A 16,309-nucleotide genomic window follows, 5' to 3' on the forward strand; every position below is an offset into this window, starting at 1 on the left:
GCGGTGCAGCGAGGTAACTATACGGGAAAATGGATGAAATAAATACAACGCTGCGCTGTGGATGCGAGTGAGTGTCCGGATCCGGACACTCGGTTTAGTCCTGCCCCGTTCCGGGCAGGCGGATTTACAGGCGGTGCTAGTTAAAAAGCGTAGCGCGCCGTCAGATGTGCTGAACGCGGCGCACCAGGCATGTTGAGATTGGGCGCAGTGCCGTGAGCTGACACAATGTATCGCTTGTCGAAAAGATTGCGAACGTTGAGTTGCAAGTCAAACTGACCGAGGCGGCCGCCGAGCATCGCGTCAACGGTGGCAAAGCCCGGCAGGACGACTGTGTTGCCAGGATTGGCGAAGCGATCCCCCACATAGGTCAGGCCGGCGCCTGCACGCAAATTGGGGCCGATGGTTTTGGTCAGCCAGACGTTTGCACTGTGGCGTGGCGTCAGCGTCGCGCGCTTCCCCTGCACGCGCACACCCTTGATGACGTTATCGCTGTTGTCCACTGCCGGTGACGAAGTGATTTTCGCATTCAGCCAGGCATATCCCGACCAGATTTGCCAACCCTGGGGCAACTGGCCGGTCAGTGTCAGTTCGAGTCCATCAGTGCGCTGGACGCCGATCGGTACCAGGCGATTGGTGGCCGGATCGGTAGCCTTCATGTTCGTGCGCTCCAGGCGGAACAAGGACGCGCCAGCAGTCAGCTCACCGTCGAGAAAATCGAACTTCCCGCCCACTTCACGGTTGGTGGTCTCCTCAGGAGCGATCTGGGCATTGTTCGCTGCCAAGGGGAAGGCTTCGCCTGAGGGCTGGAAAGACTTGCTGAACGAGGCGTACCACGCTTGAGCATCATCAGGCTGGTACACAACACCTACGCGAGGGCTCGTTGCACGATCTGTGCGATCGAGGTTCGGCTGGCCAGCGCGGCGCTCGATGGTCTGCTGATGGAAGCGGTCAAAGCGCACGCCGGCCAAAGCCTTCCACTGTGGGGCCAGGGTGATCAGGTCCTGCACGTACACACTCGCCGTTTTCATGACGCCAAGGTTGTCGGTACCCGGCGCCGCGGTGACATCCAGCGGCAATACCGGCAAAACCGGATTGAACAAGGCGACTGTGGCGACAGCGCTCTTCGAGCGGTTAACCTGGTCCTTGTCCTGTTGCCCGAACTCGACGCCATACAGGATCTGCTGTTTCATCCCGCCAAGGGTGAGTGTTTGCGCCAATTCCGTCTGATTGAACCAGCCATCCTCGGCACGCCGTAATTGCGTGCGATTCAACGACGCTGTCATCGCAGTCTCATTGACCGAGCCGACCAAAGTATTGAAGCGCGCGAGCGTGTAATCGTAATGCCGGAACGCATTTCGCAGGCGCAGGGTATCGCTGAATTCGTGTTGGACGGTGAATCCGATGGCCTTGACAGTAGCCTCGGAAGTGTCGACCTGGGCGGCGTTGGCCGCGCCATAATATGCACCTGGCCCAACATCAACCGGGCGGCCCTTGTACGCCGGAATGCCGAAATCGGTGACACGTTTATCGTTGAGGTACTCCGCCTGGACCAGCACGGTCGTGTCCGCGCCAAGACGCGCTTGCAGCGAGGGGGCGATAGCCTTCCGGTCGAGGAACTGCTGGTCCCGGTAGCTGTCGGCGCGTTCCACCGCGCCCGTAACCCGGAAAGCCAGGCCAGAACTCGTGTGGGTACGTGCCAGGTCAGCTTCGGCGCGACGCTGGTTCCAACTGCCGACCTGTGCCTTGAACTCGCTCTTGTCGACGCCGGGCTTTTTGGTGATGCGATTGATTAAGCCACCTGATGAACCGCGGCCGTACAGGACCGAAGCAGGCCCCTTGACGACCTCGACCTGCTCGATATTCGACATGTCCCGGAAGTACAACGCATCGTCGCGCAGGCCGTCAATGAATTGGTCGGAAATGGCGGAGAAGCCGCGGATCGTCACCTGGTCGCGCTGCCCATCGCCGTGCGACAAGCCCACACCTGGCACGAAGCGCAGTACGCTCTCCATCGATTGGGCCGCCTGGTCCTGTAAAACCTTGGCCGGAATGACATTGACGGTCTGGGGGACGTCGCGTAACGGCGCCTGGATACGGGTAGCGCTCGTTGCAATGGGCTCGTTATAGAGCCTGTTGTCATTCTTGCCGACGACTTGAATCGTCGTGAGTTCGACAACGGGCGAGGTGGAGGCCGATTGTGCGGCGGCCGGGACGGACAGCGCCTGTACGGCGAGGGCGACGAGCAGGGCTGGCTGTTTGGGTTGCAGTTTCATATTTTAAAGTTTTAACAAAGAAGTGGAAATGTTTGTGCAGACACCGTCTCCGATGCATCACGCGAAACCTGAGATTGCCATTTTTTCACCACCGCATTGTAATGAGACTTATTCTCATTTGCAAGGAATCTTCCAGGCCATGTGCCTACGCCGCAGCTTTGCCGATCCAGGTAGTCGGAGTTGACGGGATCACGCATCGGGGCCAATGCCTGTCCGCTCTTCCACAGGCAGATACCATCGCGCAGGATGCGGATGGCGCAAGAAATCATGATGGGAAATGTGCCAGGCATAGGCCCCGGCATACGGGAACACGACAAGATCGCCGCAACGCGCACTTTCAATCGTCTTATCGAATGCCAACAGGTCCTTCGGCGTGCAAAGTTGACCTACCACCGAGACTTGCTCGCCACAGGCCTGGGGGCGCGGGAACGGATAAGCCCACTCTTCAAACGGCAGGATATGGAATGGGTGACTGTGCCCCTGCGCATGCGGGGTGCGGAAATGGTGGGTGCCGCCCCGCCCGACTAAAAAGGTCTTTCCGAAACTACGCTTTATGTCGATGACCTCCATCACGTAATAGCCGCAACTGGCGGCAAGATGACGCCCAAGCTCAAAGCGAATGGCCACTCCGGGCAAAGAATGCCGCTCCGGCAAAGTCGCCAGGCCGGCGCAGAACGCCGTCCAATCGAACTGGCGGTCCGGCTGCCGATAATTGATGCCGATCCCGCCGCCGACGTTGACCTGGCCGATGTCCAGGCCATACTTCCGGCACCATGCGCTCACTTGCGCCAAATAGGCCGCCACGAGTTGCAGGTGTGCATGCGCGTCGAGCTGATGCGACAGCAGGTGGAAATGAAAGCCCTGCAGCCGGATACCAGCCTGCCCCTGCAAGAGGGCCAGGCACTCTTCCAACTGCTGGTCGGGAATGCCAAATGGTGTCGGCTTTCCGCCCATCATCAAACTGGTTTCGGACAGGTTCTCGACCGCCAGGTTTATCCTTAACAGGACACCCTGCACCATGCCGCGACGCTCGGCAAGCGTCGCCAGCCTCCTCAACTCATGCTGGCTCTCCACATGCACGCATTCGACCCGATGCTCCAGCGCACCGTCGAGTTCGGAGTCGAGCTTTCCGGGTCCGCTAAAGATGACTGGCGTGTCCGGAAAATGCGCACGCACCCAAGCCAACTCGCCCCCCGACGACACCTCGAAACCCTTTACCAATGGCGCGAGCGTTCGAAGAATCGGCTCGTCAGAGTTGGCCTTGACTGCATAGAACAGTTCATAGCCCTCCGGTAAGCTGGCTGTAACGCGTTCCGCATGGCGCCGCAGACCCTCCAGGTCGTAGACATAGGCGCAAAGCGGTTCGGCGCTGACCGCCTTGGCGTTTCTCAAGGAATCGAACACCTCCGCGAGTCTTAGCTCCATGCCCTTGCCTCCGTCCTGCCCATCGGATTGTTCACCGGTACATAAGTCGTAGCGCGATCTGCCCGCATATGGAAGCGGTTCAGCATGTTGGTCTTGCCAGGGAGGGCTTCGCCATTGAGCAAACCGTCAATGCGAAGTGCCGAAGCGGCATCGCCATGCTCGCGCTGGAAGGCCTGCAGGTGATGCCGCACGATTTCCCACAAGCGACACTGCAAAACCGCGTTGCCAGCGCCAAGTTGCGCAATCGCCTCGCAATAGTTGTTGACGAACAGGCAGTAAGCGATCCGCTTCCATCCCAGTTCGCTGCTGTACCAGAGGGCTTCACGGCCGCGGGCGCTGACATCCTTGAGCTGTCGCTCGTCGTAGCGCTCCTGCAGCAGCTTGACGCCTTCAAAGTCGCGCAGGAATACCTGGCGCGGCGCGCCTTCCTTCACCCCGATCACCACGTTTTGCAGGTGCGGCTCGAAGATAACGCCGTGCGCGAAATAGCAGTACAGCACCGGATACAGGGTGTGCATCACATAGTGCGAGAACCAGTCCTCGATGGCTTTGGACTCTGGATTTGCCTGGCCCTGCGCCAATGGAGAGAGCAGCTCGCGCAGGCGCGCCTCGCCTTCGAGATGATTGCCGAACAAGGAGCCCGCAAGCAGGGGTGTGACGCCGGACTCCAGCGAGTCCTGAAACGCCTCGCGCAAGATCATTCCGAATCCTTCGACCACCTCCCTGTTGCGCTCCCGGTCGTCCAGCTTCAGGTCGATCGACATGAATGCCGGTTCTTCCATGACCTGCATGCCCGGGAAGCGTCGCCGCAGGTCCGGCATCAGCTCGCGCATGATGCGGGTTACCTGGAGAGCGCCTTCGAGCTCGTAGATAGCGTTCTTGCGTACGCAATTGGTGATTCGAATATTCAGTGAACACTTGTAGAAATACGGGTCCCCGGGGCTAAACAAGGTGCGTATCGAGGACGTGGGGAAATACACTTCCCCCTGCGGTCCAAGGTCGCGAATCCGCCCATCACGGATTGCCCGCACGACCTCTGGGTGGCCAAGCAGATAGCGCGCCTGCCACGGGTGAGTGGGAACAAGCGCATAGTCCTTTTCGGGCACCATGCCGGCCTGCCGGGCAACGATGCTATCGCAGCTCTCCGCCAGTACCGATTGTTGCAATAGGTATTCACGGCGCACCGCGAAGTAGTGCAATGGGAAGCTGGCGCCCATTTCCGGCGAATAGCGCAGCATGTCCTCGTGCGACACGCCTTGCCTGCTTTTTGGCGCTGGATGAAACGGATGGCCAAACGTCAACGACTGCTCGGACGCGATAAATGCCTGCAGCGGCGACGCCGGGAAAGGCCCGGAGCACCCCGCTTGCAATATCGCCGCCGTGACCCCGACACTGTCACGGATTTGCTGCATCAGCTCTTCGTTAAAACCAGTGTCCGTTTGCAGCGATAGTTCGCGCAACAGCAGGCTGGCCATTGAGTCCGGTTCCAGCAAGGTCCAGGGCCGGGCCGGAAGCTTGCAATAGAAGGATGAGTGGTAACGATAATTGCCGGTCGGCGAAGCATGATCGACCACCGCCAGCAGGCGCGCTTCCGTCTTCGCCAAACGGACGTGCATCACGCTGCCGCCGGCCTGGCTCAAGGCCATCCGCACCGACTGGGGCCAGTCGTTTTGTCCAAACAGAGGCCCCACGCTCACGTAGCCGTGAGGCTCGGCCACCTCGCGGCAATAGCAGTTCAACAGCGTTTCCATCGAACGGCGACCGGCATCCTGTTGCGCGGCGCGCTCTGGATTGTGCGCCCGCATTGAATTAGTTATTTGCATGATTGATTTCTCCCAGCTAGGAATGACATAGGCGATGGCGTCGAACGGCCAAGCCCGCGAGATAGCAGCCGGCGGCGAACATGACGAGCGCGCCGGCTACGAAAGGGGCTCTCACGTCCAGCGCGTGCGAGGCAACTCCGGCCGTCAGGCCGGCGAGTACCGCACCCCACTTGGAACTGCTCTCGAACCAGCCGAACGTGGCCCCGGCGTTACCGCTGTTGACCAGGCCGGCGATCAGGCCATGCAGGCTGATATAGGCAGCGGTCATTCCCAGGCCCATCGCGGCACGCCAGATCGCCATTGCCGGCAGCGAGGGCGCCCAAGCCTGACCCAGCAATGCAGCAGCAACCAGCAGAAAGGACAGCCCGAGGGACAAGATTCGCGTTCTCTGCCCCATACCGCGAGACAGTGGCAGTGCGCCGACCAGGTAAACCAGGTGTGGCAGGCCAAACATGAGGCCAGCCATGGCGGAGGACTCGATTCCGGCCTGGCTACTCAGGAAAGGCACGAAGTACGGGAACGTGATCACCGTGGCAAAAATGAAAGCAAACTGGAGCCAGTAAATCTGCGCAGGGGACGCCTGCGCTGTCGTCGCCTGGACCGGCTCCCGCGCCCGAGCTTGCGCTGTGGAAGACTGATCCGGCAGGCGCCAGATGAACAAGGCTGCAGCCAACGGGAGAACAGCCACATAGCGGTACAAAACGAGCGGCGACTCAGCCGTCGCAATCAGCCACCCGAGTCCGGTCGGCGCCACGACCAGCGCAGCCCGGGCCGACCATTGCATCAAGGTCAGGCTGCGCGTCAGCGCGGCGCCGTTGAACACGGTGGCGAGGTAAGCATTGGAGGCGGAAAAGGTCCCACCGAGTACGCCCTGCAGCAGCAGTGCCAGCACGAACACCCAAACGTTCGGTGCGAATCCCGCCAACAAGAAGCTGCCAGCAAGGCCGAGTTGGGCGCGCAGCAGCAATAACTTCTTGCCGTAGCGGTCGGCCAGCATCCCCCACCAGGGGCTGCTGATGGCCGTGAAGAAGATCGGCAGCACATACAGGCAACCGGCGAGCCAGGCGGCATCGCTATGCAAGGATTTGTCGAGAATCAGGCCGAAGAACGGCGGCATGCCCAGCGCCGCGAATGCGGCCACGAAGTGACCGAGCATGACGGTGCCGAGGACAAAGCGGTGTGAATCCCTGGTCATCGTGTGCATTCCGGCCGCAGGAAGTTCGGCGCGCTGTTGCCATAGAACTTGTTGACGTCCGCAGCTCCTGTGTCGGCCTTGTTTGCCAAGGTGGCGGCGATCAGCAGGTACTTGATATGCAGCCGTTCGTCCTCTAGCAGAACGCTGCTGGCGCAGCGCGACGCTCTCCCCCCTTCCGCTCGTAATTCGGATCAGTATCCGGGCGTCGATCTTGTTCAAGTACCTGCCACCGTACAAGGCAGCGGCAGGCCTGCCCAGCGGTTGCGCGAAACGCTCGACGAGACAAGCTGATATTCGCTGCAGGGTAATCGTCGGTAACATCTGCGCCAGTGGCAGCTCGTCAGGCACAAAATAGCCGTTCGCCTGCAGGCCGGCAAGTGAAGCGCAAGGGCCCTGGCCAACGCTGCCGGGGGTTTCGAAATGGATGCGGGCAGCGTCGTTGTCCTTCCAACAGCAAGCGCAGGCGTGGTTCGTTCCGAGTTGAATACGGCGAACGGAAATTCTGCTGGTTTCGATCAAGCGTCAATGCCGTAACGCAAGCCAAAGAACAGGTGCGAGGCGCAGCGTCAGCTTCAAGGTAATCTCGAAGAAGGCCGATCGTTCACCGCCATGAAGCAGTACCGCCGGCCTCTTCGGCCACCAGCTTGCGCCCTGGCGTTGGTGCCATCAATGCGGCGACCGGAATCAGGGTGCTGTCCTCGAGTGCAGCGGATGGATAGCGACGCAAGATATAGCCGAGGAACACACGATGGTCGACATGCGCACCACACTCCTCGTCGGTCAGCAGCACACGCCCGGCCAGCATCGGCTCGCGCAGGACGATCTGCCCTAGCAGGGTCTGGATGCGATGGCCGTCTCCGATTGTGCTTGGCTTAATGGTACGAATGTTCTTCGCCCCAAGCGTTCGCATCGTCAACGGCAGTTTCAAGTGCCATTCCGGCGCATCGAGCAACACCACGGTGCGCACCGACAGCGTTGGAGCCACTGAAAGATAAGGCCGGGGCGCACGGATCGCCTGTTCGCGCAGGCCGCTCTCGCTTAAGTAGGTATCGAGTTGGTTTTCCCAGACGAAGGGGTGCACCGGCATCAGCACATGCGTAGCGGCCAGGGTCGCGGGCAAGCCGACGTGCTCCATCTGCGGCCATAACGCAGGCAACCCTCGGTCTCGCTCCGCGCTGGGATGATGCAGCACGTTCGGCACGGCCAGCCAGCGCAATTGAAAGGGGACCTGGAATTCCGGGCTGTAGCCGGCAAGGGCAGCGTCGTCGAAGCCAAGCTTGGCGCGCGCCGTGGGGTAGAACGGATGATCCAGGAAGGCCGCCAGCCTGTCGTAGTGCAACAGGCGTGCATGCCAATCCGGCAGGTCGGCGCCGGTGGCGCCGGCGTGCGATGCGCGCCAGTCGCCGAACCAGCGTTCCCGTTCTGATTCGCAGCGTGCGCGATGCGATACCGCCAATGTGCACTCGCCGACAAACGCCTCGAACAGCGAAGCCTCCTCGGCAGCTAAACCCTGTGCGAAGCAATCGAGAATCTGTTCAAGCGCATGGAGTTCCGTCATACGCGAACCTTCCTGCCATAGCCACGGAAGTCCAGCGCTCTTCCAGTCCTGCATGAAACCGGCCGGAGTCACCGGGATCCAGAGACTGCCCGGTCCGAAATGAGAAACATGCAGCCAGGTGTCGGTCATCATGGCGTGGCCGGCGTGCCTGGCTGGCAGGGCCGCGCTCGGCAGGCGCGCGGATTGGCTTACACACCCACGTACGTTTTCACGCAGGAGCGTGTCAAGCACGCGGCGGCAGATGTGCTGTTCATGTTCAGAAAGATCCGGCGCGCCGGCTTCGGGTCGGTTGGTTTCGGCAATCGCGTTCAAGCTGCAATCCTCCAGGTCAGTGACCGGCCAATCCTGTCCATCTCCCGTGCCAGCAATCCTGCATCGGAACCTGTGCCGCGCAGCACCCCGACGTAATCCTTGTTCGAGTTGGTGACGTTGATGACCTCGCCGACCTTGCGCAGCGGCTTGTAGCTCACGTTCAGGCCGTCCGCGCGTTCCACGAATGCTTCGGGTGCATCGGCCAGATCGCCAGCAGAATGCGCAGTGAAATAGCGGATCAATGCCGCGTTCGGCGCAAGAGTCAGCGACGGCAAGGACTGTCCAAGGTAGAGCCGGAGAACGGTTTCGAACAATGGAATGCCGAGCGTGTCCTGCAGTAAAAATTCACGATAGTCGCCAATGTTGCGATAGTTGATCTCGATAAGGCGCGGCCCCTTGGCCGACATGACGAATTCGGTATGACAGGCTCCGAAACCGATGCCAAAGCGGCGTATCGTCTCCACCACCGCGGCCTCTTCTTCAGGCGCCAGTCCTGTGCCCCAGCTCGCCTGGAGTTCTACAAAATAGGGGGGCGGCGAAAGCGTCACCTGGAAGCCCCCAAGCACAGTCAGTTGGCGTCCATCGCCCAGCGTTTCCAGCGTGTAGAGCGGGCCATCGATGTACTCCTCCAGGAGCAGCGGGAAGCCCGGCTCTTCGGCCCAGACAGCGGCACATTGCGCCTCCAGTTCGGCGGCATTGCGGCTCAAGGTGACCTGCTGGCTGGCCACCCCCTCTCGTGGCTTGACGATGCATGGGAACGGCGTTTCGGCGGCGACTTGCGCGAGGCTAGCCGGATCGCACACGACCGCATGCCACAATACGTCCACGCCGCGCGCTTGCAGTTCGGCGCGCATCTCGGCCTTGTTTTTCGCACGATAGGCCACGCGCCAGTCCTTGCGCGGCAGGTCGAAGTAGTCCGCCACGATCGCGGTGCTGGCCTGCAGGTGGTCGCTGTTCGAGAACACCGCCGACGGCCTGCGTTTGCGGCTGGTGAGCGCGCCAATGACAGCGAGCGGATTGAAAACATCGCACGCGATGATCTCGGTTGGATAGGCGGCAAGCCCGTCCTGGTTGAAATACTGCCTGTGCGCTTCTGCGTGATCGGTCAACAAGACCACCGACAGGCCAAGCTGCTGCGCCGCCGGAATAAAGCCGTCGTTGACAGAATCGGTCGGCACATGGCCGAGAATGATCAGTTCTTGCATTCGATTCCTCAGTAAAATCGTTCCGCTATCCGAGAAGCCGCTGGCTTATTGAACTCGAATTGGCGTTACGCAACAGGGAACGACGACACCGGCCGGCCACGCGTCAGAAGACTCGGCAGGCACGACTGGAAGAGGACGGAATGCATCAGCAGCCAGCCGACGGAATGGCGCGTTTCGCGCTCCCTGTCAGGACAAATTTGACTGGCGGCGGTCCAGGTTGAAGACCGGCTGGCTGGCTAAAGGGATATGAACATGCACTTCAAACGGACGGGCACCTATGAGGCGCCGTCAGCAGAATGCTAGTCAAGTGGTGTGATCTTAATACAAATGAGAATCATTTGCAACTAGCGCGTGATGCAATCTGGTGCATCACGCGACGGAACTTGAAGCGACCGGCCTTGATGGATATCGTTGAGTGTTGCGTTACAAACCAAACACGCATGTTCTCCTATTTGCTCTCAAGATCAATGATCGCTGAGCCGAGTATTGCAGCAGCGCCGGTGAGGGCGGCCTTAACCTTCGCATGTTCTGTAGGGACAAACAGGAATTCAGGGTCTTTGTCGATAAACCTGGTGATGAGCCACGGACAGGCAATGCGGTCGATCTTCGGCCGTTCGCGGGTGATCCATTTCATAGTAGCCTCCCTCCTTCAGCTGGACAGCGGATAGATGACCAAACCCAGTATTGCCGCCGCCAGGACAATAGCCGGCTCCTGCAGTTTCTTGAATTTCCAGAGCAGCGCCACTGTGGTCACGGCGATAGCCGCTGTCGGGAAATCGCTGATTGAGCGCTGTGCGATAACCACGACCGAACCCGCGATCGCGCCAATCGCAGCGGCCGTAATCCCATTCACGAACGCGACTACGCCGGGACGACGGCCATACTTCTTGAAATATGGAGCCGGGATGATGGTGAACAGGTAGCAAGGAAGGAAAGTTGCGACGGCTGCCACGATCGCGCCCCATAGGCCGCCAACGAGATATCCGATAAAGGCGACGGTAATGACTACCGGACCGGGCGTGATCATCGCAACTGCGACGGCATCGACGAATTGGCGTTCTGTCAGCCAGTGATGCTCGGTCACCACACCACCATAGAGGAATGGAACAATCGCAAGGCCAGAACCAAACACAAATGCCCCGGCCTTCGCAAAGAAGAGCGCCAGCTGGACCAGCAAGGGATAGTCAAGTGCAGGCGCGAAGGCCGCGGTGAGTGGAAAAACACTTGCTGCGCTGGCGTTTAGGCGCCCTCCCCCAGCCATGGTGGCGGAGCGTTCCACAACCAGGCGACAATACCGGCCGCGATAAACAGCCAGGCAATCTCGCTTTCCGTCACGATGGTCACGCCAGCCAGCAGAAGGTAGATTACCCACAGCAGCTTGTCACGCCCTATGTTCTTTTCAGTCAGCTTTTTCGCGCTCATTACGATGATGCCGACCACAGCGGCCCCACGCCATAGAAGACCGCCTGCATCCAAGGCAAGCCGCCATATTCGACATAGGCCCAGCCCAATCCGAGGACCATCAAGAAAGATGGGATGACAAAAGCCAAGCCAGCCAGCGTGGCGCCGAGGGTCCGGTAATGCACGAAGCCCAGGTAGATCGCCAGTTGTGCAGCGAGCGGACCTGGCGTCAGTTGGGAAAGTGCCAGGCCTTCCTTGTAATCCTCTTCGGAGATCCAGCCACGCCGCTCGACCAGGTCGCGGTGCATGTAGCCAACCAGGGCAACCGGGCCGCCGAAGCCGATGGTTCCCAGCATGAGCATGTAGCGCAGGAGTTGGCCCAAGGTGTAAGCGGGCGCGCTCATTGACCTTCCTTCTCGTCGTTCGTTGCGAAATGGGCATGGAGTGAATCGAGGACAGCGCCAACGTTTGCCAGCAGCTGGTCGTCAGTCAGGCCGCGCTTGCGGGCGCCATGCATGAGCGCTTCGAAGCCGACTGCCTCGGGCACGTATCCACCACCGGCATCGAGATTGCGCACCAGCGCGCCCAAACGTGCCAGCGCCGGATCTTGAGAAAGGCCGAAGCTTGCCAGCAGTACTTCAAAAGTCACGCATTCCCCGACATGGGTGAACGTAGCGCCATCAAAATCGAATCCAAGGGCGTCCGCGGGACAGTCCAAAGGCGAGTCCAGCCAGAGGAATTCGGCTTCCGGATCAATGAACCGCTGGATCAGCCATGCGCTTGCGACCCGGTCGACCCATATGCGCTTCCTCGTTGCCCAGCGGCGGCCTCGGTATTCGTCGCGCGGCAGGAGCGGTATTTCGCCAGCCACTGCGGCGGGCTCACCGATTGACATCGCCGCTTCGGCCGACTGCACGTAACGCAGCCACGCGGCTTCAGCCAGCGCACTGGCTTCAGACGGAAAATAGTCGATCGCGCGGATGGATTCGAGTTCCTTGCGCATCTTGCGCAGGTTGCGCGCGATATCCGCAGGCGCCTGGCCTTTCATCTCTACGGCAGCCCCGTCAAGTGAACGGCACAGGTCGTCATATACCCCGGTGCGGTCAAACATGGCGCCGAAACCGGATTCGCCCGGACGTGGATCGGCCGCCACCCGGAGCACCCAGCTATTACCACCGTCCTGGCGCACCTCGTCGGAGAGCTTCTTCAGCCGGTAGTCGAGCTCTGTTTGAAAGGGCAACAGGTACACGCCGTCGCGCAAGGTCGCGCACCCCAGCGATTTGACGGCCCGCCACAGCCGCATGCGGCTTGCAGTGCTGCTAGCGGGTAGCGTCGCAATCAGCAGTATCCAGGAGGTGTTCGATTTGCTCATGCACACATAGTAGGAGCTTGAAACTGCTGCTACAAGTTTTGTAGAGACATTTACACCCCGTCACCCCAGGATTTTATGCGAGAAAAATCCCGACTTATGTGACAGTCAACGAACACCGTTGAATGTCATAAAAGATGAGATTAAAAACGCAAAAAATCAATAACTTACGAAAAAATTTTCACAAAAGATGAGATTAAATGTCATAAAAGATGAGATTTTTCAGCCAATTTTCACATAAGTTGAGATTTTTCAGACTGCCCGTTTTCCATGCAAAATCGGCGCTACATATGGGAAAGGACGAACTCGCTTCATGCGCGAAAATCTACCGCCAACGTCATAGAATATCTGGACGATCAATTCCATCTCATGGGCTCGCTAAAGGTTGAGTGGTTTGACCTCACATTGACGTGAGCGGCGGGTGCCCGAAAGTGAACTGTGAACTGCCCGGTGTCCGGTTCGACTGCCTCGACGGAACTCTTACACCGCACTTTTTATACGCTTAGGCGAACAATTGAAATTGGCCAACCGGCCTTTGCTGCTTTGGTCTCAGCACGCTTACGGTAAGCGTCTAGTCAGCGCCGTCTAGACTGTCTAGCCACCGTCCTCCATGATCGAATTTCGGCACAGCATTTGTGCCCACAAATTCTGATTATGGACACATTTCCATGCGCGCGGCCACTACCGCCAGCATCCGTTGGAGTTCAAGCGCGCCATTGGTGGCGCTGTCGCTGGAGCCAGGCGCTTCGGTCGCGCGCATCGCGCGCGAACATGGCGTCAATGCCATACAGGTGTTCAGCTGGCGCCGACTTTATCAGCAAGGGCGTCTCGGCGCGCCGGCGCTAAGCGCGACGATGGCTTGTTGCCGGTGGTGCTGGCGCCAGCAGTGCCGGCTCCGAGCAACGCCGCCTTCGATGCCGACGGTATTATTGTGCTGGAAGTGGGTCAGGTCCGCGTGCGCATCGAGGGGCAGCCCAATGCGTCCACGCTGGCGCAAGTTCTGGATCGGGTGCTGCGATGATCGGCCTGCCCGCCGGCACTAAGGTCTGGCTCGCCGCCGGCATCACCGACATGCGCTCCGGCTTCAATGGCCTAGCCGCCAAAGTGCAGACAGCGCGACCCAAGGACAACATGAAGACTGGAAATGCTACTAAGGCACAAACGTGGCCGCTTCGCCAAGCGGGCCGGTCGAATCCGTCGCATGCTGGCGAAGTGCGCCTTTTGGGTCGTTACGTCCGCTTTCGTTAAGGGTTGTCCGATGTCGGCCGCTTCCACAGACCTGAATTGATGCGCGCAAGCGTTCCCGGCCGGCGTTGGGCAAGCCCCGAAGGAGGAAACCGCGGGAAGTTTAGTTGTCGTCAGCCTTTGTCATAGGCTATGGCGATTTGACCGGCGCCGTTGGCTGGGAAGGTGCCAGTTGGAGCGGGCGAGTTGGCATCGATGGCGTATATAAGACCTGAAACGGTCACGGGGGGCGTCGCCTGTTCGGTGGTTAATCGATTGAAATTGAGACGCTGCGGCAGGACAGGCAAAGGAGCTCCGCATCGGTTTTGGCCGACGGTCGACGCGCTTGTGGCGCAAGCCTATGTTGTCGTTGTCGCTCATGGAGGTGCTCCCTGGTGCCGTGCTGGTGCCTGAATTGCTTTGATCGGCAAGAAGATGGCGGTGATCGCCATCGGCGCGCCGCAGTGCCGGCAAATGAACATCGTCGAATTGCGCTCGACAGGCTGTGTGTCGACGGCGGGCGCCGGGACGCGCAGTAATGCGCGCGCCCTGGCCAGGTTGGCCTTGCGTCCCGCGTTGGCGAACAGCCCGTAGTGCCGGATCCGGTGGAAGCCGCTGGGCAGGACATGCAGCAGGAACCGGCGCATGAACTCGTCGGCGCCGAGCGTCATCGTCTTGTGCATCTGATCCTTGGCACGGTAGTCCTTCCAACGAAATGTCACGCCGCGCTCGTCCATGGCGACAAGCCGCCGGTTCGAGATTGCGACTCGATGCGTGTAGCGGGACAGGTAGGCCAGCACCGCCTCGGGCCCGGCGAACGGACGTTTGGCGTAGACCACCCACTCGCAACGCCGCAGCGGCGCCATCCAGCGCGCGAAGGCGGTCGGTTCCGTCAGTGCCGCATGCTCGCCGAGGAAACGTAACTGGCCGGCGCGATGGGCCGCGCCCAGCGCTTCGAGGAAGCGCCGCCGGAACAAGCGCGAGAGCACGCGCACCGGCAGGAAGAATCCCCGCCTGCAGGCGACCCAGCGCTCGCCGTCCTGCGACAGGCCGCCGCCGGGGACGATGCCGTGCACATGGGGATGGTGGGTCAGCGCCGAACCCCACGTGTGCAGCACCAGTGTGGCGCCGATGCGCGCGCCCAGGTGCTTGGGATCTGCGGCGATGGTACACAGCGTCTGCGCCGCGAGCTCGAACAGCAGTCGGTAGAGTACGCTTTTGTTGTGCCAGGCGAGCGCGGCGACCGTCGCCGGCAGGGTGAAGACGACATGATAGTACTCGACCGGCAGCAATTCGTTGCGGCGCGCTTCAAGCCAGCGGCGCGCGGCGCCGGCCTGGCACTTCGGGCAGTGGCGATTGCGGCAGGAGTTGTAGGCGATGTCGACGTGTTCGCAGGTGTCGCAGCGCAGCGCGTGCCCGCCCAGCGCCGCGCTGCGACACTGCTCGATGGCCGACATGACCTTGAGCTGGCCCAGGCTCAGGTGTCCGCGTTGGGCTTGTCGCCAGGCCGGACCGTGGGCGCGGAAGATGTCCGCGACCTCCAGGTCGGGGTGCTCCATGGCGCCCCCTATGCCGGCTGCAAGGTGTCGAGCGGGCTGATTACTTCGCGCAATAGATCGGTGGCGACCTGGGCGTACAGCGCGGTCGTGTCGAGCCGCTTGTGGCCGAGCAGGGTCTGGATCACCCGGATGTCGACCTTCTGCTCCAGCAGATGGGTGGCGAAGCTGTGGCGCAAGATGTGCATGGACACGCGCTTGTCGATGCGCGCCAGGTCGGCGGCGGCGTGGATGGCGCGGTTCAGCTGCCGTACGCCGAGCGGGTCGACGGGATTCTGTCCGGGGAACAACCAGCCGCCGTGCAGGATCTTGCCTTCGGCACGTGCCGTCCTCCACCAGGCACGCAGGCAGTCGAGCAGCGCCGGCGACAGCATGGCGTACCGGTCCTTGTGCCCCTTGCCTTGTTCCACGCGCAAGACCATGCGCCCGCTGTCGACATCGGTCACCTTGAGCCGACCACTTCGCTTGCGCGCAGGCCGGCGCCGTAGGCGACCGACAATGCCGCCCGGTACTTGGGACTGCACGCCGAGGCGATCAGGCGCGCGGCTTCGTCCCGACTGAGCACTTGGGGAAGTTTGCGGGGAACCGGTACGGGATGCATCTGGCCATCAGTTCGGGATGGTGGACGGTGACTTCGAAAAAGAACTTCAATCCGGTGATCGTCACGTTCAGGGCGTTCGACGTGAAGCCTTGTTCGACCAGGTGCAATTGGAACAAGCGCAGATCCTCGCTCGTGGCGGTGTCGGGCGGGCGGCCCAGGAAGGCGGCCAGCCGCCGCACGTGCAGCAGGTAGGCCGATTGGGTCTTGGGTGCGAGCTTGCGCATCCGCATGTCGTCGATCATGCGTTGGCGCAGCGGGGTGATGGCTTGAGTCATGATGCTGCTCCTGTTGGAATGAGGCCGATTGCCTCATTAACCAACATAGGAAACAGTTTAGAATTGCATCAGAAACCCCTGTCGACGACGAC

At 60.7% G+C, this 16,309-nt stretch carries 10 protein-coding genes and 3 pseudogenes; 1 reads left to right on the plus strand and 12 read right to left on the minus strand.

Annotated elements, in window-relative coordinates:
- Positions 1-140: 140 nt before the first annotated feature.
- The 10 genes and pseudogenes from D3872_RS10200 to D3872_RS27450 form a co-directional block, all read right to left on the minus strand.
- The gene (locus D3872_RS10200) at positions 141-2,273 is read right to left on the minus strand and encodes a TonB-dependent receptor (protein WP_119810677.1); all 2,133 of its coding nucleotides are present in this window, start codon (positions 2,271-2,273) and stop codon (positions 141-143) included.
- Between the two features lie 189 nt (positions 2,274-2,462).
- On the minus strand, positions 2,463-3,698 hold the full coding sequence (locus D3872_RS10205) for a type III PLP-dependent enzyme (protein ID WP_119810678.1): 1,236 nt from the start codon (positions 3,696-3,698) through the stop codon (positions 2,463-2,465).
- Positions 3,689-5,521 carry an IucA/IucC family protein gene (locus D3872_RS10210; RefSeq protein ID WP_119810679.1) on the minus strand — a complete coding sequence of 611 codons (1,833 nt, stop codon included), beginning with the start codon at positions 5,519-5,521 and terminating at the stop codon, positions 3,689-3,691. The genes D3872_RS10205 and D3872_RS10210 overlap by 10 nt, the downstream gene beginning before the upstream one ends.
- 16 nt (positions 5,522-5,537) lie before the next feature.
- Complete coding sequence (locus D3872_RS10215) at positions 5,538-7,235, minus strand: MFS transporter (RefSeq protein WP_229459251.1); 1,698 nt, start codon at positions 7,233-7,235, stop codon at positions 5,538-5,540.
- Between the two features lie 82 nt (positions 7,236-7,317).
- Entirely contained in the window at positions 7,318-8,586 is a 1,269-nt protein-coding gene (locus D3872_RS10220; protein ID WP_220476922.1) for an IucA/IucC family protein, read from the minus strand.
- Positions 8,583-9,791, minus strand: coding sequence for an ATP-grasp domain-containing protein (locus tag D3872_RS10225; protein ID WP_119810680.1), 1,209 nt, complete (start codon positions 9,789-9,791; stop codon positions 8,583-8,585). The genes D3872_RS10220 and D3872_RS10225 overlap by 4 nt, the downstream gene beginning before the upstream one ends.
- Positions 9,792-10,284: 493 nt before the next feature.
- Positions 10,285-10,425 (minus strand): annotated as a pseudogene (locus tag D3872_RS27010) (chromate resistance protein ChrB domain-containing protein); the annotation flags it as partial.
- Positions 10,426-10,440: 15 nt separating this feature from the next.
- A pseudogene (locus D3872_RS10235) lies at positions 10,441-11,596 on the minus strand (chromate transporter).
- The gene (locus tag D3872_RS10240; RefSeq protein WP_119810681.1) at positions 11,593-12,564 is read right to left on the minus strand and encodes a chromate resistance protein ChrB domain-containing protein; all 972 of its coding nucleotides are present in this window, start codon (positions 12,562-12,564) and stop codon (positions 11,593-11,595) included. Before D3872_RS10240 ends, D3872_RS10235 begins: the two are co-directional and overlap by 4 nt.
- Positions 12,565-13,213: 649 nt before the next feature.
- On the minus strand, positions 13,214-13,348 hold the full coding sequence (locus tag D3872_RS27450) for a hypothetical protein (RefSeq protein ID WP_370660959.1): 135 nt from the start codon (positions 13,346-13,348) through the stop codon (positions 13,214-13,216).
- Here D3872_RS27450 and D3872_RS27455 point away from each other — a divergent pair.
- A complete protein-coding gene (locus D3872_RS27455; protein ID WP_370660958.1) occupies positions 13,320-13,604 on the plus strand; it encodes a hypothetical protein in 285 nt (94 codons plus the stop codon). The two genes, D3872_RS27450 and D3872_RS27455, sit on opposite strands and share 29 nt — an antisense overlap.
- A gap of 558 nt (positions 13,605-14,162) precedes the next feature.
- Here D3872_RS27455 and D3872_RS10255 read toward each other — a convergent pair.
- Positions 14,163-15,344, minus strand: a complete 1,182-nt coding sequence (locus D3872_RS10255) for an IS91 family transposase (protein ID WP_119809002.1) — start codon at positions 15,342-15,344, stop codon at positions 14,163-14,165.
- Between the two features lie 8 nt (positions 15,345-15,352).
- Positions 15,353-16,217: pseudogene (locus tag D3872_RS27015) on the minus strand (tyrosine-type recombinase/integrase).
- Between the last annotated feature and the right edge of the window lie 92 nt (positions 16,218-16,309).

Source organism: Massilia cavernae (assembly GCF_003590855.1).
Classification (GTDB): Bacteria; Pseudomonadota; Gammaproteobacteria; order Burkholderiales; family Burkholderiaceae_D; genus Telluria_A; species Telluria_A cavernae.